The organism is Pantoea sp. X-Soil-ISGK-285 (assembly GCF_059730815.1).
Genome location: NZ_AP035938.1, coordinates 2,638,683 through 2,662,062, shown reverse-complemented (window position 1 = coordinate 2,662,062; position 23,380 = coordinate 2,638,683). Strand labels below are relative to the sequence as shown.

22 protein-coding genes and 1 other annotated feature are annotated in these 23,380 nt (G+C 50.9%); of the genes, 9 read left to right on the top strand and 13 right to left on the bottom strand.

The genetic code is table 11. The annotated features are described in order from the left end of the window. The 8 genes from AC6I8B_RS12750 to AC6I8B_RS12715 all read left to right on the top strand — a co-directional run bounded on the left by AC6I8B_RS12750 (nucleotide 1) and on the right by AC6I8B_RS12715 (nucleotide 10,799). The gene (locus AC6I8B_RS12750; RefSeq protein ID WP_122888701.1) at nucleotides 1-903 is read left to right on the top strand and encodes a GDP-mannose 4,6-dehydratase; all 903 of its coding nucleotides are present in this window, start codon (nucleotides 1-3) and stop codon (nucleotides 901-903) included. Continuing rightward, complete coding sequence (locus AC6I8B_RS12745; protein ID WP_497817450.1) at nucleotides 879-2,042, top strand: glycosyltransferase family 4 protein; 1,164 nt, start codon at nucleotides 879-881, stop codon at nucleotides 2,040-2,042. The genes AC6I8B_RS12750 and AC6I8B_RS12745 overlap by 25 nt, the downstream gene beginning before the upstream one ends. Next, nucleotides 2,039-3,154 (top strand): glycosyltransferase family 4 protein, encoded by a 1,116-nt coding sequence (locus tag AC6I8B_RS12740; RefSeq protein ID WP_157352581.1) that lies wholly within the window; start codon nucleotides 2,039-2,041, stop codon nucleotides 3,152-3,154. Before AC6I8B_RS12745 ends, AC6I8B_RS12740 begins: the two co-directional genes overlap by 4 nt. 135 nt (nucleotides 3,155-3,289) lie before the next feature. Next, entirely contained in the window at nucleotides 3,290-4,699 is a 1,410-nt protein-coding gene (gene gnd, locus AC6I8B_RS12735) for an NADP-dependent phosphogluconate dehydrogenase (RefSeq protein ID WP_157352578.1), read from the top strand. Nucleotides 4,700-4,805: 106 nt separating this feature from the next. Continuing rightward, nucleotides 4,806-7,316 (top strand): acyltransferase family protein, encoded by a 2,511-nt coding sequence (locus AC6I8B_RS12730; RefSeq protein ID WP_157352575.1) that lies wholly within the window; start codon nucleotides 4,806-4,808, stop codon nucleotides 7,314-7,316. 36 nt (nucleotides 7,317-7,352) lie between these two features. Next, entirely contained in the window at nucleotides 7,353-8,288 is a 936-nt protein-coding gene (locus tag AC6I8B_RS12725; protein WP_122888974.1) for a glycosyltransferase family 2 protein, read from the top strand. 7 nt (nucleotides 8,289-8,295) lie between these two features. Further along, nucleotides 8,296-10,341, top strand: coding sequence for a glycosyltransferase family protein (locus AC6I8B_RS12720; RefSeq protein WP_157352573.1), 2,046 nt, complete (start codon nucleotides 8,296-8,298; stop codon nucleotides 10,339-10,341). A 23-nt stretch (nucleotides 10,342-10,364) separates the two neighbouring features. Beyond that, nucleotides 10,365-10,799, top strand: a complete 435-nt coding sequence (locus tag AC6I8B_RS12715) for a GtrA family protein (protein ID WP_305820390.1) — start codon at nucleotides 10,365-10,367, stop codon at nucleotides 10,797-10,799. Between the two features lie 32 nt (nucleotides 10,800-10,831). Here AC6I8B_RS12715 and AC6I8B_RS12710 read toward each other — a convergent pair whose 3' ends face one another. The 12 genes from AC6I8B_RS12710 to hisL form a co-directional block, all read right to left on the bottom strand. Then, complete coding sequence (locus AC6I8B_RS12710; protein WP_157352571.1) at nucleotides 10,832-12,130, bottom strand: succinylglutamate desuccinylase/aspartoacylase family protein; 1,299 nt, start codon at nucleotides 12,128-12,130, stop codon at nucleotides 10,832-10,834. A 106-nt stretch (nucleotides 12,131-12,236) separates the two neighbouring features. Continuing rightward, the gene (locus tag AC6I8B_RS12705; RefSeq protein WP_157352568.1) at nucleotides 12,237-13,028 is read right to left on the bottom strand and encodes an ABC transporter substrate-binding protein; all 792 of its coding nucleotides are present in this window, start codon (nucleotides 13,026-13,028) and stop codon (nucleotides 12,237-12,239) included. 66 nt (nucleotides 13,029-13,094) lie between these two features. Next, entirely contained in the window at nucleotides 13,095-13,571 is a 477-nt protein-coding gene (locus tag AC6I8B_RS12700) for a YbaK/prolyl-tRNA synthetase associated domain-containing protein (protein ID WP_111534028.1), read from the bottom strand. Nucleotides 13,572-13,686: 115 nt separating this feature from the next. Continuing rightward, nucleotides 13,687-14,298, bottom strand: a complete 612-nt coding sequence (gene hisIE / locus AC6I8B_RS12695; protein ID WP_332837848.1) for a bifunctional phosphoribosyl-AMP cyclohydrolase/phosphoribosyl-ATP diphosphatase HisIE — start codon at nucleotides 14,296-14,298, stop codon at nucleotides 13,687-13,689. Then, nucleotides 14,292-15,068 carry an imidazole glycerol phosphate synthase subunit HisF gene (gene hisF, locus AC6I8B_RS12690; RefSeq protein WP_010248068.1) on the bottom strand — a complete coding sequence of 259 codons (777 nt, stop codon included), beginning with the start codon at nucleotides 15,066-15,068 and terminating at the stop codon, nucleotides 14,292-14,294. The genes hisIE and hisF overlap by 7 nt, the downstream gene beginning before the upstream one ends. Continuing rightward, entirely contained in the window at nucleotides 15,050-15,787 is a 738-nt protein-coding gene (hisA, locus tag AC6I8B_RS12685; protein ID WP_031591331.1) for a 1-(5-phosphoribosyl)-5-[(5-phosphoribosylamino)methylideneamino]imidazole-4-carboxamide isomerase, read from the bottom strand. Before hisA ends, hisF begins: the two co-directional genes overlap by 19 nt. Beyond that, a complete protein-coding gene (hisH, locus tag AC6I8B_RS12680; protein WP_157352565.1) occupies nucleotides 15,787-16,377 on the bottom strand; it encodes an imidazole glycerol phosphate synthase subunit HisH in 591 nt (196 codons plus the stop codon). Before hisH ends, hisA begins: the two co-directional genes overlap by 1 nt. Beyond that, nucleotides 16,377-17,444 carry a bifunctional histidinol-phosphatase/imidazoleglycerol-phosphate dehydratase HisB gene (gene hisB / locus AC6I8B_RS12675; protein ID WP_010670960.1) on the bottom strand — a complete coding sequence of 356 codons (1,068 nt, stop codon included), beginning with the start codon at nucleotides 17,442-17,444 and terminating at the stop codon, nucleotides 16,377-16,379. Before hisB ends, hisH begins: the two co-directional genes overlap by 1 nt. Then, a complete protein-coding gene (gene hisC, locus AC6I8B_RS12670; protein WP_157352564.1) occupies nucleotides 17,441-18,517 on the bottom strand; it encodes a histidinol-phosphate transaminase in 1,077 nt (358 codons plus the stop codon). Before hisC ends, hisB begins: the two co-directional genes overlap by 4 nt. Beyond that, a complete protein-coding gene (gene hisD / locus AC6I8B_RS12665; RefSeq protein ID WP_010670959.1) occupies nucleotides 18,514-19,818 on the bottom strand; it encodes a histidinol dehydrogenase in 1,305 nt (434 codons plus the stop codon). The genes hisC and hisD overlap by 4 nt, the downstream gene beginning before the upstream one ends. A gap of 3 nt (nucleotides 19,819-19,821) precedes the next feature. After that, complete coding sequence (gene hisG / locus AC6I8B_RS12660; protein WP_004571317.1) at nucleotides 19,822-20,721, bottom strand: ATP phosphoribosyltransferase; 900 nt, start codon at nucleotides 20,719-20,721, stop codon at nucleotides 19,822-19,824. 48 nt (nucleotides 20,722-20,769) lie between these two features. Further along, nucleotides 20,770-20,890 (bottom strand) — a sequence feature (His leader region). Beyond that, nucleotides 20,866-20,913, bottom strand: coding sequence for a his operon leader peptide (gene hisL, locus AC6I8B_RS12655; protein ID WP_100396937.1), 48 nt, complete (start codon nucleotides 20,911-20,913; stop codon nucleotides 20,866-20,868). (Overlaps the previous feature by 25 nt.) Before the next feature lie 179 nt (nucleotides 20,914-21,092). Between hisL and AC6I8B_RS12650 the strand changes: the two genes are divergently transcribed. After that, the gene (locus AC6I8B_RS12650; protein ID WP_045140280.1) at nucleotides 21,093-21,920 is read left to right on the top strand and encodes an SDR family oxidoreductase; all 828 of its coding nucleotides are present in this window, start codon (nucleotides 21,093-21,095) and stop codon (nucleotides 21,918-21,920) included. 168 nt (nucleotides 21,921-22,088) lie between these two features. Here AC6I8B_RS12650 and AC6I8B_RS12645 read toward each other — a convergent pair whose 3' ends face one another. Continuing rightward, the gene (locus AC6I8B_RS12645; RefSeq protein WP_010248052.1) at nucleotides 22,089-23,366 is read right to left on the bottom strand and encodes an NAD(P)/FAD-dependent oxidoreductase; all 1,278 of its coding nucleotides are present in this window, start codon (nucleotides 23,364-23,366) and stop codon (nucleotides 22,089-22,091) included. Nucleotides 23,367-23,380: the final 14 nt, after the last annotated feature.

Here is a 23,380-nt window from a genome sequence, read left to right as displayed (position 1 = left end):
ATGACTAATGGCAAAAAAGCATTGATCACTGGGATCAAGGGCTTTACCGGCCAATATATGGCAGCGGATTTATCCGCTGCCGGATATGAAGTTTATGGTTTCGGTTCAACTCCCGCCCAGAATTCCTCACGCTATTTTCAGGTTGATCTTACTAATGCAGCACAGGTAAAAAATGCTGTTGACAGTATTCAGCCTGACGTCGTTGTTCATCTTGCAGCCATCGCTTTTGTTGGTCATACCGACCCGAATGCGTTCTATAGTGTAAACCTTTGCGGTACGCGTAATCTATTACAGGCTCTTAGCGAATCAGCAAAAATGCCGGATGCAGTTTTGATCGCCAGCAGTGCTAATGTTTACGGTAATAACACACCGGGAAAATTAGCAGAGTCAGTTCCTGCCAGACCTGCAAATGACTATGCGGTAAGCAAGCTGGCAATGGAGTATATGACCAGTCTGTTTTATGAAAAATTGCCGATTATTATTACCCGGCCATTCAATTACACCGGCGCCGGTCAGGCAGAAAATTTCCTGATTCCGAAAATCGTCAAACATTTTCGTGAGAGAAAAGATGTCATTGAGCTGGGCAACATAGATGTATGGCGTGATTTTTCCGACGTGCGTGACGTGGTTAAAAGCTATTCCGCATTACTTCATTCCCGCTCATCTGGTCAGACTGTCAATGTCGCTTCAGGTAAAATGCATTCATTGAGGGAAGTCGTTGATCTCTGCCAATCCCTGACAGGCCATGATATTAAGATTGAAGTTAATCCTGATTTTATACGGCCTAATGAAATTAAAGAACTTTGTGGCGATATCACTTTGCTCAGTAGCTTAGTCGGTGAGACTTCGTCTAAAATCCCTCTTAGAGATACCCTGAAATGGATGCTGGAAGCAAAGCAATAAACGTCGTTTATTCTACGGACTGTATTAAATATCCTTTAACCGGTATTGGCCGTTATGCGTTTGAGCTTGCTAAACAGCTTCAGGAAAGAGATAACGTCGCGCTGACGTTTCTTCATGGCACTAAGACTCGCGACTCACTTGCAGTCGCGAGTGAGTCTGCTCAATCGGTTCAATCTCTAAAGCGTAAGTTACAAAGAAGCAAAACAGTAAGTGAAATATACCGTTTGACTTTCCCGGTAATGAAAATGATGGCGCTGAGGCATTTTAAGAATCATATATTTCATAGTCCAAACTATTATCTACCTCCTCGCGTGAAACATTGTGTTGCCACCTTTCATGACCTATCAGTATTCCATTGGCCTCAATTTCATCCGGCTGGACGTGTTCACCTGATGCAAAAAGAGTTAAGGAATACCGTTTCGCGTGCATCGATGTTGATTACTGACTCTTATTACACAAAGAATGAGTTAATTGATTTCTTTGGTATTGAAGATCATAAGATTGCCGTAGCTCCTCTGGCCTGTAATGAACATTTTCATCCCCGGGATGAAGCAGAAACACAACATGTTCTTGAAAAATACAATCTTAAGTGGCGACGTTTCTTTCTGTATACCGGCACGATTGAACCAAGAAAGAATATCCTGACATTGCTTCAGGCGTATGATCGTCTGCCCGCTCAGGAAAAAACTGCTTTCCCGTTAGTCATTAGTGGTTATAAGGGTTGGGAAAATGAGCAACTCTTTAAACTCTTTGACAAGGGCGAGAGAGAAGGGTGGCTAAAATATTTAGGTTTTGTACCCGGTAAAGATCTGCCGTTTTTATTCAGTGCTGCAACGAGCTTTGTTTTCCCTTCAATCTATGAAGGTTTTGGCTTGCCGGTTCTTGAAGCGATGGCATCAGGAACGCCCGTGATCTGCTCAAATGCAACATCACTTCCGGAAGTCGCTGGAGATGCAGCATTAATGCATGAACCTCAGGACGTTCATGCTTTGACAAATTACATCCAGATGATGATTGAAAACGCTGATGAAAAGCGCCGTATGATTGATACGGGATTAGCGCGTGCCCGCGAATTTTCATGGTCACTGTGTGCGGATAAAACCATTGAAGCTTATGAGCAGGTCGCAAGATATATATGATTAAAGTTCTACACTGTTACAAAACCTACTACCCTGATACTTTTGGCGGCATCGAGCAGGTTATTTATCAGCTCGCAGAAGGTGGTTTTAAATCAGGTATTGAGTCTGTTGTTTTTACTCATAGTCCGCAATTTGAAACCAAACAAAACACGCTGGATAATCATCAGATTCATCGGGTAAAAACGCAGTGTGAGTTTGCTTCCACGCCATTCTCTTATTCAGCGATAAAAGAGTTCAGGGAACTGGCTCAGAAGGCGGATATCATCCATTACCACTTCCCGTATCCCTTTATGGACTTTATGCATTTTGCTGCTGGCATCAAAAAGCCATCAGTAGTGAGTTATCATTCTGATATTGTTAAACAGAAGGTGCTGTTAAGGCTCTATACGCCGTTGATGAACCGTTTTCTCTCCAGTGTAGACCGTATCGTTGCCGCGTCGCCAAACTATGTTGAAAGTAGCCCGGTCCTGCAGCAGTTCAAAGATAAAGTTGAAGTTATTCCTTACGGTCTTGATAAACAGTTTTATCAAAATAACGATCCTGCCGTTCTGCAAAAATGGCAGGCAAGATTTCCGGATGGCTTCTTTCTCTTTATTGGAACGTTTCGCTATTACAAAGGCCTGCATATCTTAATCGAGGCGGCAAAGAACAGCCGTTATCCAATCGTCGTGGTTGGTGCAGGACCTATTGAGGCTGAGCTGAAATCGCAGGCGCAGCAGTTAGGCGTGAACAATATTCATTTCCTGGGTGCGCTGGAAGACAGCGAAAAATCTGCCTTGCTACAGTTATGTACCTGTCTGGTTTTCCCGTCTCATTTACGTTCAGAAGCTTTCGGTATCTCTTTACTGGAAGGTGCTCTCTATTCAAAACCACTAATCTCCAGCGAGATCGGAACGGGAACAACCTTTATCAATATTGATCGGGTCACAGGATTAGTCGTCCCTCCATCTGATCCCGCAGCATTACGACGGGCGATGGATGAAATCTGGCAGAACCCCGAGCTGGCAACGACCTATGGTGCGGCTGCGCTGGCACGCTTTGAATCCCTTTTCACAGCAGATAGAATGATTCAAAGCTATACAAAGCTTTATAAATCCTTGTTAAGTGTGTGATTTATTTTCAGATAATTTCATCTGCACGACCGCACCATTCATTACCTTTAATCCGCTATCCTGAGTTAACATACTGATCACTTACAAAGTGGTGTTACGGGTAACACCATGCGAGACCACAGACAGGAGTATGTAATGTCCAAGCAACAGATCGGCGTTGTAGGTATGGCAGTAATGGGCCGCAATTTGGCTCTTAACATTGAGAGCCGCGGTTACACTGTTTCTATCTTTAACCGTTCACGCGAAAAGACTGATGAAGTCATCGCCGAGAACCAGGGCAAGAAACTTGCTCCTTTTTACACCGTTGAAGAGTTTGTCGAATCGCTGGAAAAACCTCGTCGTATCCTGCTGATGGTTCAGGCGGGTGAAGCGACCGATAAGACTATCGCCTCCCTGACTCCACACCTGGATAAAGGCGACATCCTGATCGATGGCGGTAACACCTTCTATAAAGATACTATCCGTCGTAACAAAGAGCTTTCTGACCAGGGCTTCAACTTCATCGGTACCGGTGTTTCCGGTGGTGAAGAGGGCGCACTGAAAGGCCCATCTATCATGCCTGGCGGTCAGAAAGAAGCCTACGAGCTGGTTGCTCCGATTCTGGATAAAATTGCTGCACGTGCAGAAGATGGCGAAGCCTGTGTGGCTTACATCGGTCCGGACGGCGCGGGCCATTATGTGAAGATGGTTCACAATGGCATCGAGTATGGCGACATGCAGCTGATCGCAGAAGCCTACGCTCTGCTGAAAGGCGCGCTGGGTCTGAACAACGAAGAGCTGGCTGAGACCTTCACTGATTGGAACAACGGCGAACTGAGCAGCTACCTGATCGACATCACCAAAGATATCTTCACCAAGAAAGACGAAGAAGGTAAATACCTGGTTGATGTGATTCTGGATGAAGCAGCGAACAAAGGCACCGGTAAATGGACCAGCCAGAGCTCACTGGATCTCGGCGAACCTCTGTCACTGATCACTGAGTCTGTGTTCGCTCGATACCTCTCCTCGCTGAAAACCCAGCGTGTGGCAGCCTCTAAAGTACTGAGCGGTCCACAGGCGAAGGCCTTCACCGGTGATAAAGCGGAATTCATCGAAAAAGTTCGTCGCGCTCTGTATCTGGGTAAAATCGTTTCTTATGCTCAGGGCTTCTCACAGCTGCGTGCCGCGTCTGAAGAGAACAACTGGGATCTGCACTACGGCGAAATCGCGAAGATCTTCCGCGCTGGCTGCATTATCCGTGCCCAGTTCCTGCAGAAGATTACTGATGCATACGCAGAAGATGCAGGCATCGCTAACCTGCTTCTGGCTCCGTACTTCAAAGATATCGCTGATCAGTATCAGCAGGCATTGCGTGATGTAGTTTCCTACGCGATTCAGAACGGTATCCCGACGCCAACCTTCTCTGCGGCGATCGCTTACTACGACAGCTACCGTTCAGAAGTGCTCCCTGCTAACCTGATTCAGGCGCAGCGTGACTACTTCGGTGCGCATACCTACAAGCGCATTGATAAAGACGGTGTGTTCCACACCGAGTGGTTAGAATAGCTGTTACCCAGGTTTAAAAAAAACCCGGCTTGGCCGGGTTTTCTTTTGCCGAAAATGAATTATTGCTTTTATAAATATAAGAATACTTTTTAAATGGTGTTGGCGAATGAATAATAAGTTAGCAGGAAAGCATATTCCATATCATCCTTTCATTGATGGCTTACGTGCTCTGGCAGTTTTAGCAGTGGTGTTTTTTCACCTGAATTCAAATTTATTGCCTGGCGGTTTTGTTGGCGTAGATGTTTTTTTCGTTATTTCAGGTTTCATCGTAAGTGCTTCAGTAGCGGCTTTTAAAGGCGCAACCATCCGACAGTTCTTTGCAATATTTTATAGTCGAAGAATAAAGCGTATATTTCCTGCGTTAATATTTATGCTGCTGGTTGTTTTTTTGTTATCAACAGCCTTTATTCCCGGCTCATGGCTAAGTTGGGTTAATCAGTCTACAGGCTATTATGCATTTTTCGGGTTCAGTAATTTCATCCTCGCTTCAACAGGAAGAGATTACTTTGCTCCAACCACAGATTTTAATCCGTTCACGCATACGTGGTCACTAGGTGTTGAAGAACAGTTCTATTTAATATTTCCATTTCTTTACATCTTCTGGTTGTCATCAAAAAAGCGGTATTTGTCTTCAGTTATATACTTGTGCTTAGGCGTGGCTTCTCTGGTATATTCATTTAAACTATCAGCTACAGAACCTACACAGGCTTATTACTTTACAGCTAGTCGTTTTTGGGAACTGGCTTCAGGTGTATTGTTATACCAGTTCATGTCTGCGTTCAGACAGCAACTTAACTCACAACATCGGGTAATCTGGTTCAGAAGAATTATCAGTGTTATCTCTCTGGCAGGTTTACTGATTTCTTTCATCATCACTGATACCAATCGCTTCCCGATGCCAGGTGCATTACTCGCCACAGTAAGTACACTTGGGCTATTGTTTAGTCTCTATGATGGCGTTGCGCCATCAATCGTCAACAGTCTGCTAAGTAACAGATTCCTTAGATTTATTGGTAAATTGTCTTTTTCGCTTTATTTATGGCACTGGCCGGTATTCGTTCTCTTTCGCTGGACTTACGGCCTCGAAAAGATTTCACAACAATTATTAGCATTGCTGATAGCAGTATTGTTTTCGCTCTTCTCCTATCTGGTTATCGAAAAACCTGTCAGAAACGCGCACTTTATTGCACAAAGAAATAACTGGATCGTACTATTTACAGGTGTTGTGGTTATAGGGATTTCATACTTAGCTGCTGCAAAAATCGATTCCCGCGTAGGGAAAATTTCGCAAAGCGTACTGACTAAATTCCCACAGGATTGGTATCCTGAAGGCAGTGGTGTTGTTGAGGGCTATCCTGGCTGCCAGGCAGAGCCAGAACATGTTGATGTAAACGGTGGGTTGTTACTGATTTATAAGGTGAAAGGTTGTGATAAACCAGCTTCGCCTAATCCACATCAGATTTTCGTTATCGGGGATTCGCATGCCCTGGCATACTCTGGATTATTTAAAAGTTTTGCAATCAAAACGCAGACGACAATTTTTGCATACAATAATGGTGGCTGTCCTTTCCTCAGCTTTACGCCAGAAAGAGATATGGATGTCCCTCAATGTCAGAAATATTCAGATTCGTCACTTCAGGATATTATTAAAAGAGTGAAGCCTGGAGACATTCTCTTCCTGGCTTCATTGAGATTGCCGAGATTCGTTGATCAGTGGGCCTATTTCGGAGACAGGCAACATGCGGATATTCTGTTTAGTGAGCGGGCTGAAAAAGGGCGCGAACGTACAGTAGATTATGCAAAAGAGGCCTTAAAACCCTTTGTTGATAAGGGGGTTCACATCATTTTCGAAGCACCAAAACCTCTGTTTAAGATTCCAGTGTATCGATGTGCTGACTGGTTCAACAAAAGCAATCCTATCTGTAAGGGTGGAGATTCAATCTCACGTGAAGTCATTGAAAACTATCGGGCACCTATTTTAGCTAGCTATTCGGAGTTAGGTAAAACTATCCCATTAGATGTCTGGGATCCGCTCCCGACTTTATGTGGTGAAAGTAAATGTAGTGCTTATAAAAATGGTAAACCACTCTTTTTTGATGGAGATCATCTGAGCGGCTACGGAAATAAAACGCTGTTTCCTTCTTTTACGCGCTTTGTTAACTCAGTGGAAAGCGGGAATCGTCAGCAAATTACGTTATCTGGCAAAAAACTAACTATTGATTTTACTCAGCCAACCTATCCTTCATATGTCGAAGATATTGAAGGGCTTTCACAGCATGAGGCATGGGGAAGATGGTCAGATCAGACTGAAGCCGAAAAAGTATCGATCAGCTTCAAAGCTAATTTACCTAAGCATTTTGTTATTACGCTTAAGGGACATGCTTTTGGGCCTAATATAGGCAAGGATATTAAAATCAGCTATTCAGGTGTATATCGTACAGTGAGGTTGCAACAGGATGATACTATCCAATCGATTGAATTCAATTCAAATGAACAGTCAAATGAAATTGTTATCATGCCTCCTGCACCAACGACACCTCAATCTCTAAATCTCGGAGAAGATAAACGAATGCTGGGTGTGGGTTTTGTCAGTCTGGATATTAATGAAGTGAAATAGTGAATTTAAATTTCAAATAGAAATGGATTGCTAATGATGATTGAACAGAAAGAATATGATATTGCAGTTGTTGTGCCTTGTTATAATGAGGGTGTCTCAATTTCACAAGTGATTAAGGATTTCAAACAACATCTACCTTCAGCATCAATTTATGTGTTTGACAATAATTCAAATGACGATACTGCTGATAGAGCACTTGCGGCAGGTGCTAAAGTTTTTACCGTGAAAGAACAGGGAAAAGGTAATGTCGTCAGGCGCATGTTCGCGGACATCATTGCTGACATTTACATAATGGTAGATGGCGATGCAACCTACGATGCGGCAAGTGCCCCCAAAATGATTGAGAGATTAATCAATGAACGCCTTGATATGGTTGTCGGCGTCAGAAAACATGAAGATAAAGAAGCGTATCGTATGGGGCATACTTTAGGTAATAAGATGCTTACCGGATGCGTGAAAAGTATTTTCGGTGGCAAGTTTTCGGATATGTTATCGGGGTACCGTGTTTTTTCACGTCGCTATGTTAAATCATTCCCGGCAATGGCAAAAGGTTTTGAGACTGAAACAGAACTCACTGTGCATGCTCTCGAACTCCGGATGCCTTACAGTGAAGTGGATACCCCTTACAGTGCAAGGATGGAAGGGTCAGCGAGTAAGTTGAACACTTACAGAGATGGGATTCGCATCGCAAAAATGATCCTTAGGTTATATGCAACTGAACGGCCTCTGATGTTTTATGGCATCTTAGCACTCTTGTTCAGTATTACCGGATTCGTTTTAGCATTTCCTTTGGCCACCTACTATTTCGAAACGGGGCTCGTTCCTCGCTTGCCTACGGCATTACTCTCAACAGGATTGATTCTGTTAGCATCAATTTCGTTTGTGACCGGATTGATTTTAGAAAGTGTGACCGTAGGTCGGCGTGAACTTAAGCGTCTTTCCTATCTTTCAGTTCCTGTAAAGCGTATTTGATTTTAATATGATGAAATTAATATCCAACAGAAATGTCAGAATTCTATTATTCATTCTGGCATTTATCATAACGTTGGGGATTGTTTTCTCCAGACAATTCTCAACAGGCTTTGAATTTGTTATTGGTAGTCGTTTCGATGGAATGATAGAAACCAGTATTTTACAGCACTGGTACAATTTCTTTACGGGGCAGGCTAAATGGAATCAGGTAGCCTATTTCTATCCCTACAAAGATACCTTGGGCTATAATGATGGATATTTAATCTTTGGGATGATTTTTTCAATTTATAAGTTTTTAGGTTTGGATGTGTTTCTGGCATCTGAATTTGTTAACATAACATTGAAAGCGATTGGCTTTATATCTTTTTTCTATCTTGCGCGTCATGTTTTAAAGGTGGGTTTTTACGCAGCAGTCGCTGGGGCCATGATTTTTAGCCTCAGCAACTCTCTGACTGTGCAAATGCATCATGCACAATTGCTAAGTCTTACTTTTGCTCCGCTGTTGACGGCTCTACTTCTCAAATATTTTTCTTCGGTTATCGCAGGTGATAGAAAGAACTCCATCATCTTAGGAAGTTGTTCAGCTGTATTTTTATCGGCATGGCTGATAACCTCTTTTTATATGGCTTGGTTCTATCTGCTTTTTTCACTTATTTTTATAATATGTATTATACCTTCCATTTTATTCAGTATGGCTTTGCGAGAATCTCTCTTTAGTAGAGTTGATATTTATTCTTTTTTTGTGCCTGTTCTCTTTTTCGTTGCTTCTATAATCCCTTTTCTGATGGTTTATTTGCCGAAAGCAAAAGAAACGGGCGGGCAAAATCTTTACTCAGTTACTTATTATGCGCCAAAAATAGGCAACCTGCTGGATCCTGGTTCTTCTAACCTGCTTTTTGGAAAACTTGCCGATTTTGTTTTTGGGAACCACTTTGGGTCTGTACAGCGAGTCGGAGAGTTAAATGTTGGTTTTCCGCCGTTCATTGTACTTGTGTTTGTTTTTTCTTTACTTTCAATTCTTTTTATAAAAAAGAAAGATGTCGGGATTAAGTTAATTGCTGGCTTGATTTTTGCGTTGTTCATCTCTCTGGCAGTAATGATAAAACAGGGCGATTTCTTTCTTTGGGAGTATATCTGGAAGTTTGTTCCCGGCGCTAAAGGAATGAGGGTTACTTCACGCTATGCGCTCTTCCTTATCTTTCCGCTTGCCCTTTTAGCAACATTATTTCTTTCTGGAAGAATCGTTAAGATCGCAAAACCTATTGGGTTTATTCTTGGTGTGTTGCTTATTACTGAGCAGATTAATCTGTCACAAAGTAGTGATTTTAACCGTAAAGCTAGCCTTGCCTTCTTAAATGACGTGCCCGCTCCTCCTAAAGAGTGCAAATCATTCTATGTTTTAGGACAGCGTTTCGGTGAGTTCGATATAAATAACACAAACATTGACTTTGATCTCTATCCACATAATGTCGATGCGATGTTTATTGCTGAGATTTTTCACCTGAGAACAATCAACGGCTTTTCAACTTTCAACCCCAAAGATTGGGATTTTGCTAAAAACCCGTTAAATACCTATATACCCAGAGTTCTTAAATATGTTGATGCTCATGGTATTCGTCAGGGACTATGTGAATTTGATTTAAACCGGCTTAAATGGACTTATTTTTCCTCATCTCAGCAGCCAGGTACCTCTGGAAAAGTTCAAGGGAATTTATCCTTAAAGCTTAGGTCACAAATAAAATCTGCAAGCGATAATTCTGGTCAGACGCTATCGGTCACTGTTATTAACAACAGTGATTTCGCTGTTGGCAAAAATACATTTTATCCTTTGAATTTAGGCGTCAGACTATATAGTCCGGATGGAGCGCTCATTAATCAGGACTTTTTGCGCGTGGCTATGCCTTACGTTGCTGCGCAAGGCGGCCATGCTGATGTAACTCTCAAATTACCAGGGAAGGTTAGTGACAGAAGCCGTGTTCAAATTGTCCCGGTTGAAGAGGGAATCGCTTGGTTAGATAAGCAGGGCGTAGAACCCTTGGTTGTCTCTTTTTAATCAAGATGACCAGCTATTATTCTGTGGCTGGTCATAAAAATAAAATTGGTTCTGATTCTCGTATGAAAAAATTAATATTATTTGCATTTGTCGGTGTTGCTGGTTTTATCGTTGACGCCCTTGTGCTCTATCTTTTAAAAGATTTCTTAGGGCTGTATATTGCCAGGCTGATTTCATTTCTGGCGGCAGTTTTTGCAACCTGGCTGCTTAACCGGAAACTTACTTTCAGAAGCATGTCTTCGTCATTAAATAAGAAAAGAGAGTTCTTAAATTATCTTTTCTTTATGCTTTTTGGCGGGGCTGTGAACTATATCGCCTACAGTATTGCTGTTTACAATTCCTCCTGGATTGCGCAATACCCAGTGGTTGCCGTAGCCATCGGAAGTCTATGCGGGCTGGCGGTCAACTTCACAACATCGTCTCTCTTTGTGTTCAAAAATCGACGCGAGCAAAGCTGATTGCGAAGTGACACGCCAGTTGGTGATGCTGACTACATCACCAGCAAATCCCCGCTCCGAATCTCTCGCTCACCTGCCAGCCTCACCACCAGCATGCCTGCCGTCGCAAACTTAGCCCAGTGTCTCGCATAGAGAATACCGCCATGTTCCGTCACCAGCGGCGTAATCTGGTCAGTTATCGGGTCAACAATCTCCGCCACCACTTCTCCCGGCCGAATCTTTGCGCCCAGCGGTTTACGATGCAGGATCAGACCGGATACCGGCGAATGAATATATTCACAGCCCGCTAACGGCGTAGGTGGATTTTTCAGGGAAGGGGAGGCCGCCGCCGATCCTTCGCTGTGGCGCTCTTTGATGACGCCAGCTTCTCCAGGTGCTTCAGCGATATCTGGCACGTTTAAACCAATCGGGCCGTCATTGATAGCCACGATATCGTCTCCGCCCGCGCTCGCCGGGACCAGTTCGTCGCCACCGATCACGGGCGCAGCCACTTCCACGGAAATCGCTGGCTCGCTGTAGCTGATATAACCGCCTTCCTGTAGCGCTGAAATAATCGCCTCCGCGTCTTTCTCTGCCTGTTCAGGCGACACATCACGCACGCCACGCAACTCCAGCGTCACCGGCAGCAATCCCCGTGGCATCGGATAATCTTTGCCAAACCGTTCCGCCAGCGTCAGCCAGGGTTCGCAACAGGCTTCATCAAACGGTTCACCGCCAGAAATCTGCGCCAGCAGCTGCACCTCGCTGCCTAACCAGCGCGCCAGCGGCTCAATGTCCGGCCAGGCGTGCGGCGTCGTGTAGAGGTGAGGCACGGCTTCCCAGTCACAGTGCAGATCAATCATCAGATCGGCCTGACTGGCCATCCGCATCAGCGTGTGGCGTTGCGCATCCAGCTCGGTTTTTGGCACGGTATCGCGATAGTGACGATCAATCGCCTCGCGGATCAGGCTCTTATTCTGCGTTTCACTCTGGGTCAGACTCTCAGCCAGCCCGGCCGCCAGGGTTGCGCCCAGTGACGGGAAACGGCGGTTGAAGTCCTGGCCAGAGAGCGTATGGAATCGGCCCAGATGGGTGCCATGCCAGTGCTGTCCCAGCGCCAGGGGATTAGCAACCGGCACCAGGGTAAAGGCGGCTTTAAGTTGACCGGCGGACTCAAGCGCCTGTAGTCGCTGCTTTAAAAACCACGCCACTGCCATACCGGGCAGTTCGTCGCCATGCAGCGCAGCCTGAATGTAGACCTGACGCTCGTTGTCTTCTGCGAAATGGAAACTGATGATTTCACGCTGGGTGCCTAAAGAGGCGCTTAACAGTGGATGATGTTGTTGATGCATACCGTGTTAATGTCCTTTAATCGGCAAAGGACGACAGCGCGCCGTCCCGAAATAGTTAGAGTATAGTGCCGGATCGCGGTGAGGATGAAAAAGGGCGACCGCGAGGTTAAGGCTGGATAGAGATATCCGTAGCGAAGTAGCGCTTCTGAATCTGGTCAAAGGTGCCATTATTTTTGATTTCGACGAAGGCGTTATCCAGTGCGGTTTTCAGCTCGGTATCGCCTTTGCGCAAGCCAATCGCCGTGCCGGGGCCGATGATCGGATCCTGAATAATCGGGCCAGCCAGTTCAAAATCTTTGCCCTGCGGATGCTTCAGGAAGCCGATGGCAGCCTGTGCCGCATCGGTGAATACCGCATCCAGTCGTCCTGAAACCAGATCGCTTTCAACCTGTGCCTGATCGCCATAAGGCACTACGGTCACCCCAAAAGGCTGCCATTTTGCCAGCGCATAGCGCTCCTGAACCGTTCCCTGTTCTACGCCGACCGTTTTTCCTTTCAGGGATTCAACGGTGGGCAATATGCCAGCACCTTTACGGGCAATCAGCTGGGTGTGGGTGTCATAGAGCGGCGCGGTGAAATCAATCTGCTTCAGGCGCTCTTCGGTAATGCCCATGTCGGAGAGAATGGCATCAAATTTACGCGCTTTAAGGGCCGGGATCATGCCGTCAAACTGGCTTTCAACCCAGACACATTTTGCCTGCATCTGAGTACAAAGCGCATTGCCCAGATCAATATCAAAGCCGACCAGCTTGCCCTGTGGCGTTTTCGATTCGAATGGCGGATAGGTCGGATCGACCGCGAAACGCACCTGTTCGATTTTTGCCTGCGCGCCAAAAGCGCAGCCTGCCATAACCGCCACAGCCAGCGTCTGACGCAGGCGTTGAGTGAAAATGTTCATGATTTTGCTCTTATTCTGTCGTGATGAGTGATTATGCAGAGTATCGCCGGGCTGCCGGGATGGCAATTACTGCGTAATCTTCACCACGTCAGCCGCGCATAACGCGCGATAATCTTCGGTATTCAGGATCACTGAACGTTCCAGCAGACCAGCGTTAAACGCGATCTCCGGATAACGTTCAAACAGCGCGGGGTCAACAACCAGTCTGAGGTCGGGATGAAAGCTGAACGGCGGAATCGCCCCGAATACGCAGCCGGTCAACAGATCGGTTTCCGCCGGACTGGCGAGTGAGGCGCGTCTTCCCCCGACAGCTACCGCGACTTTGCCCAGATCGGCCTGATGATCGGCAGGTAAAACCGCCAGTACATGCTGTTTAACGCCGTTGCCTTTCACATGACAGACCAGCGCTTTAGCACCCTGGCCGATTTCGGTGCCGCGTATCGCCGCGACCGCTTCACATTTACCGGTCGCCTCATGCTCCATCAGGCGATAGCGTGCCTGGTGCTGGTCGAGCAGGGCGATTAATTTCTCATGGGTGGTCACGGTTCTCTCCCTGAGGTTTGAGTTGCCGTCATTGTGCAGGCTGGACGTGAGGAATGAGCTGAAGACTGCTCAGAATCCGCATAAAAAACGAAATTCTGAGCAGCATATTGCACAGTTACTTATGGCGGTCGCGCAGGTTGTTGATCACGGCGCGGAAGTCGAGATCCTGATCCTGCAACAGCACCATCAGGTGATAGACCAGGTCAGAAGCTTCGTTGGTGAGTTCATCCCGATCGTTGACCGTGGCGGCCAGTGCGGTTTCAACGCCTTCTTCACCCACTTTCTGCGCGATGCGTTTGGTGCCGCTGGCGTAGAGTCGTGCGGTGTAGGAGCTTTCAGGATCGGCGGTTTTACGCGAGGCCAGCAACTGCTCAAGCTGATAGAGGAACGTCCACTCAGGGACCGCCGGTGAGAAGCAACTGGTGGTGCCCAGATGGCAGGTCGTGCCAATAGGATCCGCCAGCACTAACAGGGTGTCATTGTCGCAGTCAGGCGTGATGCTCACGACCTGCAAAAAGTTGCCGGAGGTTTCGCCTTTGGTCCACAAGCGATTTTTGGTGCGGGAGAAAAAGGTGACCTTGCTTTCTGCCAGCGTTTTCTCCAGCGCGGCCGGGTTCATGTAGCCATGCATCAGCACTTCGCCTGAGACGAAGTGCTGGACAATGACCGGCATCATGCCCTGTGTTTTATCCCAGTCGAGAAGGGCCAGTTGTTGTTCAGTTAGCACGCGCGAATCTCCACTCCGTTGTCGATCAGAAAGCTCTTCAGCTCACCAATATTAATAATCTGCTTATGGAATACCGAGGCGGCTAAAGCACCATCCACGTTAGCTTCGGTAAACGCATCCAGGAAGTGCTGCATGGTGCCTGCGCCGCCAGAGGCGATCAGGGGAACTTTGCAGACTTCACGCATTTTCTTCAGCTGCACCAGGTCATAGCCGTTACGCACGCCATCCTGATTCATCATGTTCAGCACGATCTCGCCTGCGCCCAGCTTCTGCACTTCCTGCACCCACTCCAGCGTTTCCCACTGCGTCACGCGGGTGCGCGCTTCGTCACCGGTATACTGATTCACCTGATATTTACCACTGGCTTCATCAAACCAGGTATCGATCCCGACCACAATACACTGCACGCCAAAACGATCTGCGAGGCGGGTAATGAGCGTGGGATCGGCCAGCGCGGGCGAGTTAATCGAAATCTTATCTGCGCCAAACTCCAGAATGCGCGCCGCGTCTTCCGGGGTTTTAATGCCGCCCGCGACGCAGAACGGGATATCGATCACTTCCGCAACCCGCGACACCCAGCTTTTGTCGACGACCCGGCCATCGGATGAGGCGGTGATATCATAGAACACCAGCTCGTCGGCACCTTCGGCGGCATAGCGCTGCGCCAGCGGCACGATGTCGCCGATGATTTCGTGATTGCGAAACTGTACGCCTTTGACCACCTGGCCGTCACGTACGTCCAGGCAGGGAATTATCCGTTTTGCCAGCATGCGATCGCCTCCGAAACAGTGAATTTATCTTCCAGCAGCGCACGTCCAACAATCACGCCCTGAACGCCGCTGCCGCGCAGGGCGGCGATATCATTGAGGTCGCCAATGCCACCCGAGGACTGAAAAGCAATCGTCGGGAAGCGCGCCGTCACTTCCTGATAGAGCGCAACATTGGAGCCGCTCAGGGTGCCGTCGCGAGAAATGTCGGTGCACAGCACGTGCTTCAGGCCCACCTGCTGAAAGTCGGTAATCACCTCTTCCAGCGTGACACCCGCCGCTTCCTGCCAGCCACTGATTGCCACTTCTTTGCGGTTACTGGCATCAATGCGCACATCTAACGCGAGCACAATCGCCTCTGCGCCAAATTCCGCAAACCACCGTTTTACCTCTTCAGGCTGTTTCACCGCGGTGGAACCAACCACCACGCGACTCGCTCCGGCTTCAAGCAGTGCATGAACATCGTCACGGCTGCGAATGCCGCCACCGACCTGCACCGTCACATCAACGCCATCCAGCAGGGTTTTCAGCAGCGCGATCTGGCGTTTCGCCGGATCTTTCGCGCCGGTTAAATCCACCAGATGCAGCACGGTCGCGCCCTGGCGAACGTAATCCTGCAGACGCGGCAGCGGATCACTGCCGTAATCGCGCTGCTGTCCATAATCGCCCTGATGCAGACGAACCACTTTGCCGTCAATTAAATCTAACGCGGGGATAATCATTACATCTCCAGGAAGTTTTTCAGCAGCTGCGCGCCCGCTTTGCCCGAGCGTTCCGGGTGGAACTGGACGCCAAAGAAGTTATCTTTCTGCACCGCGGCGGTGAAAGCTTCACCGTAGTGACACTGGGCGATAGTGCTGGCGTTGACCGGCATGGCATAGCTGTGGACGAAGTAGAAATAGCAGCCTTCGTCGATGCCACGGAACAGATGATTGCCCGCCTGCGCGGTAATCTGATTCCAGCCCATGTGCGGCAGCGGCAGGCCGTGCGTGTCCATTAACGACACCGGCTCATCGATAATTCCCAGCGTCGGCACGCCGCCGTTTTCATCGCTGCCTCGCCCCAGCAGCTGCATACCCAGGCAGATCCCCAGCACCGGCTGGGTACAGGCTTTCACCAGATCGATCAGGTCACGCTCTTCCAGCTGATTCATTGCCGCCTGTGCGGTGCCGACGCCGGGCAGAAACAGTTTGTCGGCACGCAGCACCACATCGGGGTCGCGGCTCACTTCCGGGGAGTAACCCAGACGTTCAATCGCCCATTTCACTGACGACAGGTTGGCGCAACCGGTATCCATGATCACCACGTTCATCACAGCACTCCCTTCGAGCTTGGCAGCGTATTGCCCTCAACGCGGATCGCCTGACGCAGCGTACGACCAAAGGCTTTAAACAGGCTCTCGACGCGGTGATGGTCATTCTTGCCTTTAGTTTTAAGATGCAGGGTGCTCATCATGGCGTAGGAGAGCGAGCTGAAGAAGTGCTCGACCATCTCGGTGCTGAGGTCGCCCACGCGCTGATAGTTGAACTCCGCTTTGAACTCGATGTGCGGACGGCCGGAGATATCCAGCGCGCAGCGCGCCAGACATTCATCCATCGGCAGCACAAAGCCAAAACGGCCAATGCCACGCTTGTCACCCAGCGCTTTCAGCAGCGCTTCGCCCAGTGCCAGACCGGTATCTTCCACCGTGTGGTGATCGTCAATATAGAGATCGCCTTTCACTTCGATATTCATGCGGAACCCGCCGTGCACCGCGATCTGGTCCAGCATGTGGTCGAAGAAACCCACGCCGGTATTAATCTTGCTGCCGCCTTCGCGATCCAGCCACAGTTCTACCCGCACCTGTGTCTCTTTGGTGTTGCGCTGCACCAGCGCATGGCGGTCACGCTGGGTCAGACGCTGCTGGATGGTCTGCCAGTTCTGGCCGTCAGCACCGTAGCGGATAGGCTGGATGCCCATGTTCTCCGCCAGCTGAACATCGGTCAGGCGATCGCCAATCACGTAGCTGTTGGCGGTATCCAGCGCGCCTTCGGCCAGCCAGGCTTCCACCATTCGGGTTTTCGGCTTGCGACAGTCGCAGTGATCGTCCGGCATGTGCGGACAGATCAGCACATCGTCAAACGCAATGCCCTGCGAGGTCAGGATCTGCATCATCAGATTGTGCGGGCCATCGAAATCGGCCTGCGGGAAACCCGGGGTGCCAAGACCATCCTGGTTAGTGATCATGACCAGGCGATAACCGGCGGCCTGCAGCGCCAGCAGCGCCGGGATAACGTCTGGCTCAAACGCCAGCTTATCCATGCGGTCCACCTGATAATCTTCAGGCGGCTCAGAGATTAACGTACCGTCGCGGTCAATAAAAAGGGTCTTCTGGCTCATGCTTGCTCCACAGAAAAGGCTTGCAGCGCGGCGATCACTCGTTCGCACTCTTCACGCGTGCCGATAGAGATGCGCAGGCATCCCGACAGGCCCGGATTTTTGTTCTGATCACGCAGGATAATGCCCTGATCCCATAAGGTTTTGAAGACTTTTGGTGAATTGGTAAAGCGCGCCAGCACATAGTTGGTTTCACTGGAGAAAACCTGCTCAACGCAGGCCAGCTGAGTCAGTTCAGCCTGCAGCCAGCTACGATTCTCATTCAGCTGTGCCACATGCTCACGCATCAGCGCAATTCCCTGGTCGCTCAGTGCCTGACCGGCGACATCGGCAACCGGTGTGGCCAGCGGGTAGGGCGCGATGACCTTCATCAGCAGGTCGATGACCGGCTTATTCGCCAGCGCAAAGCCGCAACGCAGGCCAGCCAGCGCAAAGGCTTTAGAAAGCGTACGCAGGATCACCAGATGCGGATAATCCTTCAGCCAGCCGGTCAGGGTCGCCTGCGGGCAGAACTCAATGTAGGCTTCATCTGCGACGACCAGCGCTTTACCGGCGGTCATTGCCAGCAGCTGACGGATGTCGTCCTGATTGATCAGGTTGCCGGTCGGGTTGTTCGGGCTGCAGAGGTAAACCACTTTGACGCCATCCAGCTGCTCTGCAATAGCAGGCAGGTTCAGCTGCCAGTCGGTCAGGGCCGGGACGGTGCGGTATTCAATGCCGATGGTTTCGGCGCTGACGCTGTACATGCCATAGGTCGGTGGACAGAACAGAATCGCATCCTGACCCGGCTCACAGAAGGCGCGCATGATCAGCTCGATGGCTTCATCCGCGCCACGGCTCACCAGCACCTGCTCCGGCGTTAAGCCTGCATAAGCAGCGTAGCGCTCAATCACCAGTTTAGGCTGACATTCCGGATAGCGGTTCAGCGTCTGCTGCGACAGCTCAAACGGCACCGGCAGCGGAAACTCGTTGGCATTGAGCCAGACATCTCCGTTGCCACCCAGACGACGCGCCGACATATAGGGCGTCAGTGCGCGCACATTGGCGCGCGCCAGCTGCTCAATATCCTGACTCATGCTTGCTCCTTCAGTGCGGCAACGCGCAGGGTGACGGCATTCTTATGGGCATCCAGCTGCTCGGCGGCGGCCAGGGTTTCAATGGTGGCGGCCAGGTTCAGGAAGCCCTGCGGCGTCAGCTCCTGCACCGTCATGCGTTTCTGGAAATCGGCCAGGCCCAGGCTGGAACAGGTCGAGGTGTAACCGTAGGTCGGTAACACGTGATTGGTGCCAGAGGCGTAATCGCCCGCGGACTCCGGCGACCAGTCGCCTAAAAATACCGAGCCGGCGCTGGTGATCGACTCCACCAGATCGCGCGGCTGGCGCGTTTGCAGAATCAGGTGCTCCGGGCCGTAGAGATTAGAGATCGCGACACACTGCTCAAGGTCACGCGCCACGATCAGGCGGCTGCTTTCCAGCGCCTGACGCGCTGTGGCAGCCCGCGGCAACTGCGCCAGCTGCTGCTCAACCGCGACCGCGACCGCCTCGGCCAGCTTTAATGAAGGCGTCAGCAGAATCACCTGCGAGTCGGGACCATGCTCTGCCTGTGAAAGCAAATCAGACGCGACAAACGCGGGCGTGGCGCCTTCATCCGCAATCACCAGCACTTCAGAAGGACCCGCTGGCATATCAATCGCCGCGCCATCGAGTCGCTGACTTACCTGACGTTTCGCTTCTGTCACCCAGGCGTTGCCCGGGCCAAAAATCTTATCCACGCGTGGCACGGTTTCGGTGCCGAAGGCCATCGCGGCGATGGCCTGCGCGCCGCCCACCTGGAACACCTCTTCTACGCCGCACAGCTGGGCGGCATACAGGATCTCATCGGCAATCGGCGGCGGCGAACAGAGCACGACGCGGCCACAGCCAGCGATACGGGCCGGGGTCGCCAGCATCAGCACGGTGGAGAAGAGCGGGGCGGAACCACCAGGAATATAGAGTCCGACCGATTTCACCGGGCGGGTAATCTGCTGGCAGCGTACGCCCGGCTGGGTTTCCACATCCACCGGCGGCAGGATCTGCGCGTTGTGGAAGGTTTCGATATTGCCCACCGCGACGGCCATCGCCTGCTTCAGCTCGTCACTCAGACGTAAGCTGGCTTCTGCGATTTGCTGCGCGGTAACACGCAGGTTATCCACCTGCGCTTTGTCGAAGCGGGCGCTGAACTGGCGCAGGGCGTCATCACCGTTCAGCTTTACCTGCTCCAGCACATCGCGCACCGTCAGCGTCACGTTTTCAGAGGCGGCGATAGCAGGACGTAACAGCAGCGCCTGCTGCTGTTCGGGGGTGCACTGCTGCCACTCAATCGGGGTAGAAAAGGCCATGGCTTACTCCATCATCTTCTCAATAGGCAGCACCAGAATCGAACTGGCACCCAGCGCTTTCAGTTTTTCCATGGTTTCCCAGAACAGGGTTTCGCTGCTGACCATGTGCATCGCCACGCGGCTGACATCGCCTGCCAGCGGCAGCACGGTCGGGCGCTCTGCACCAGGCAGCAGGCTGATCACTTCTTCCAGACGCTCACTCGGCGCGTGCAGCATGATGTACTTCGATTCACGCGCTTTAATCACGCCCTGAATACGGGTCATCATTTTGTCGATCAGCTCCTGCTTCGCGGCAGGCATCTCGCCGTCACGCTGGATCAGCACCGCTTTTGAACGATAGATTACTTCAACTTCGCGCAGGCCATTGGCTTCCAGCGTAGCACCGGTAGAGACCAGGTCGCAGATGGCATCAGCCAGACCGGCACGGGTCGCCACTTCTACGGAACCGTTCAGTAAACAGGTCTTAAAGCTGACGCCTTTTTTGTCGAGGTATTGTTTTAACAGGTGCGGATAGGAGGTGGCGATACGGGATTTATCCAGGCATTCCGGGCCGGTGTACTCGGCATCTGTCGCCATCGCCAGTGACAGACGGCAACCGCCGAAGTCGAGGCGGCGCAGCGTAAAGTAGCGCGGATCTTCACCCTGGGCACGGCGCGACAGCAGCTCTTCTTCCAGCACGTTCTCGCCGATGATGCCTAAATCGACCACACCATCCATTACCAGGCCAGGAATATCGTCATCGCGCACGCGCAGGATGTCGATCGGCATGTTCTCCGCAAACGCAATCAGGCGCTGTTGCTGAAGGTTGATTTTAACGCCGCAGCGCGCCAGCAGTTCGCGTGAATCATCACTTAAACGGCCAGATTTCTGCATAGCTATGCGTAAACGGGTGTTATCTAACATGGTTCCTGTCCTCTTAATTCGGTCCTGAATGTGTGGTTACGTCAGCCCATAAAAAAACCCCCGGAAGACGATCTTCCGGGGGTTCTCTTGCGTTCACACCACTGGAAGATCTTGAAAGTCTTCCAGCACCAATCGCCTGAAAGACTAGTCAGGATGATGGTGGTGATGATGGTTGAACTGAACGCGTGTCATAATAATCTCGTCGATGAATGAGTATTCATTTGTGGGGTTTAACCTAGCGAAGATGGCTGCGCTTGGCAACACTTTTTTAAACGGGCGGTTCGGAAAGCGCTGAAACAGGTTGTTCTGGTTTGCAATCCGGGGGCAAACTACGGTGAAGTCAGGGTTGATGTTTCACGTCAGGAGTCAAAATGAAGAAGGTCGCGATTGTGGGACTGGGCTGGTTAGGCATGCCGCTGGCCACGGCGTTAACTGCGCGAGGCTGGCAGGTCACCGGCAGCAAAACCACGCCAGACGGTGTAGACGCGGCACGCCGCTGCGGCATTGAGGCGTTCCAGCTGGAACTGACGCCGGAACTGCTCTGTGATGCCGCCGATATTGAGCCGCTATTCAACGTCGATGCGCTGATCGTTACACTGCCCGCCAGCCGCACTGCGGAAGGGGGCGAAGCCTATCTGCAGGCGGTGCAGAATGTGGTCGATACGGCGCTGGTTTATAAGGTACCGCGCATTATCTTTACCAGTTCCACCTCAGTCTATGGCAGCAGCGCCGGCGCTAAGCGGGAAAACAGCCCGCTGGACGCAGAAACGGTGGCCGGAAAGACGCTGGTTAAACTGGAGAACTGGCTGCACGATCTACCGGGCACCAGCGTGGATATTGTGCGGCTGGCCGGTCTGGTCGGGCCAAAGCGCCATCCGGGACGCTTCCTCGCCGGCAAGCAGGATGTGGCCAATGGCTCGCAGGGCGTGAATCTGGTGCATCTGGATGATGTGGTGGAGGCGATCACGCTGCTACTGCAGTCGCCCAAAGGGGGACGGGTCTACAATCTGTGTGCCTCGAAACATCCCTCGCGTGACACCTTCTATCCTGCGGTCACGCACCAGCTTGGGCTGCAGCCGCCGCAGTTCGCACCCGAGCCGGAAAAGAATAGCGGCAAGCTGATTGATGGTTCCCGCATCTGTAGCGAACTCGGTTTTGAGTACCGCTATGACGACCCGATTAAAATGCCGCTGGAGTGATACGCGGCTGGCGCTGTTGCGGGGGCTGAGTGCTCCCGCTCTGATAGGTGAAAGTTCTGCTCTTCCTGTAGTTACAACATACTATAACAGTTTAAACAACAGGGCAGAATGTGCCCCGCTGAAAGACCTGTTTTCATCAGGCCAGACAGCCAGGTCTGGCCCTCAGCCTCACACCCCTAACCGATCCCTCAACGCATACCACACCGCGCCCATCGCCGTCAGCGGCACCTTAAACCGTCGCCCACCGGGAAACGGCAGGTGAGGCAGGCGGGCGAAGGCATCAAAACGCTCGGCATCGCCGCGTAACACTTCGCTGATCAGCTTGCCGGAAAGATGCGTACTGGTTACGCCATGACCGCTGTCACCCTGCATAAAATAGACATTCTTCTCCAGCCGGCCAAACTGCGGCATGCGCGACAGCGTCAGGAGGAAATTGCCGCTCCAGCTGAAGTCCAGCTTCACGTTCTGCAACTGCGGGAAAGTGCGGCGCAGCTTGGGCCGGATCAACGCTTCAATATCGGCCGGTTCCCGTGCGCCATAAACCACGCCGCCGCCATAGAGCAGCCGGTTGTCCGCCGTCAGACGGAAGTAATCCAGCAGATAGTTACAATCTTCCACACAGTAGTTGTTCGGCATCAGCGACAACGCCTGGTCGGTTGACAGCGGTTCGGTTGCCACAATCTGCGATCCGCACGGCATGCTCTTCCTGCTCAGTCGCGGTTCCAGCTGCGGGGCCAGATAGGCATTCCCGGCGAAGATCACAAAGGTCGCGCTGACCTCGCCCTGGGCGGTTTTTACCCGGTTTGGTGTGCCATAAACCACACTGGTCGCCGCGGACTGTTCATAGATGCGTCCGCCATGTCGACGGATCGCCTCCGCTTCCCCCAGCGCCAGGTTCAGCGGATGCAGATGGCCGCCGCGCCGATCCAGCAGCCCGCCAACGTAGCGTTCGGTGGCGACTTCACGGCGGATGGCTCGCTCATCCAGTAGTTCCAGATCATGATTCCCATACTGCTGCCATAACGCTTTCTGTTTTCGCAGATGCGCCATCTGGCGCGCATTCAGGGCCGCAAAAACGCCGCCAGGCCGGTAATCGCAGTCGATCGCGTACCGCTTAATGCGATCGCGGATGATTTCAGCGCCTTCAAACATCATGCTGCCCAGCATACGGGCGCTCTCTTTACCGTAGCGCTGCTCAATCACATCCACGTCGCGGCTGTAGGAGTTCACCACCTGACCACCGTTACGCCCGCTGGCACCAAAGCCGACCCGCGCCGCTTCCAGCACAACCACGTCATAGCCTACCTCGGTCAGATGCAGCGCCGCCGAAAGACCGGTGAAACCGCCGCCAATAATGCAGACGTCACACTGAATGCTCTCCTGTAATGTCGGCCAGGGCGCATGCGGATTGGCGGTCGCTGCGTAATAACTCTCCACGTAATTCATAACAACCTCCGGAA

Coding starts and splice junctions, on each gene's coding strand:
- hisF (WP_010248068.1), bottom strand. CDS start 15,068: ATGCTGGCAAAACGGATAATTCCCTGCCTGGACGTACGTGACGGCCAG.
- AC6I8B_RS12645 (WP_010248052.1), bottom strand. CDS start 23,366: ATGAATTACGTGGAGAGTTATTACGCAGCGACCGCCAATCCGCATGCG.
- AC6I8B_RS12730 (WP_157352575.1), top strand. CDS start 4,806: ATGAATAATAAGTTAGCAGGAAAGCATATTCCATATCATCCTTTCATT.
- hisH (WP_157352565.1), bottom strand. CDS start 16,377: ATGAACGTGGTGATCATGGATACCGGTTGCGCCAACCTGTCGTCAGTG.
- AC6I8B_RS12710 (WP_157352571.1), bottom strand. CDS start 12,130: ATGCATCAACAACATCATCCACTGTTAAGCGCCTCTTTAGGCACCCAG.
- hisD (WP_010670959.1), bottom strand. CDS start 19,818: ATGGCCTTTTCTACCCCGATTGAGTGGCAGCAGTGCACCCCCGAACAG.
- AC6I8B_RS12745 (WP_497817450.1), top strand. CDS start 879: ATGGATGCTGGAAGCAAAGCAATAAACGTCGTTTATTCTACGGACTGT.
- gnd (WP_157352578.1), top strand. CDS start 3,290: ATGTCCAAGCAACAGATCGGCGTTGTAGGTATGGCAGTAATGGGCCGC.
- hisC (WP_157352564.1), bottom strand. CDS start 18,517: ATGAGTCAGGATATTGAGCAGCTGGCGCGCGCCAATGTGCGCGCACTG.
- AC6I8B_RS12740 (WP_157352581.1), top strand. CDS start 2,039: ATGATTAAAGTTCTACACTGTTACAAAACCTACTACCCTGATACTTTT.
- AC6I8B_RS12750 (WP_122888701.1), top strand. CDS start 1: ATGACTAATGGCAAAAAAGCATTGATCACTGGGATCAAGGGCTTTACC.
- hisB (WP_010670960.1), bottom strand. CDS start 17,444: ATGAGCCAGAAGACCCTTTTTATTGACCGCGACGGTACGTTAATCTCT.
- hisG (WP_004571317.1), bottom strand. CDS start 20,721: ATGTTAGATAACACCCGTTTACGCATAGCTATGCAGAAATCTGGCCGT.
- AC6I8B_RS12650 (WP_045140280.1), top strand. CDS start 21,093: ATGAAGAAGGTCGCGATTGTGGGACTGGGCTGGTTAGGCATGCCGCTG.
- AC6I8B_RS12705 (WP_157352568.1), bottom strand. CDS start 13,028: ATGAACATTTTCACTCAACGCCTGCGTCAGACGCTGGCTGTGGCGGTT.
- AC6I8B_RS12725 (WP_122888974.1), top strand. CDS start 7,353: ATGATTGAACAGAAAGAATATGATATTGCAGTTGTTGTGCCTTGTTAT.
- hisA (WP_031591331.1), bottom strand. CDS start 15,787: ATGATTATCCCCGCGTTAGATTTAATTGACGGCAAAGTGGTTCGTCTG.
- AC6I8B_RS12720 (WP_157352573.1), top strand. CDS start 8,296: ATGATGAAATTAATATCCAACAGAAATGTCAGAATTCTATTATTCATT.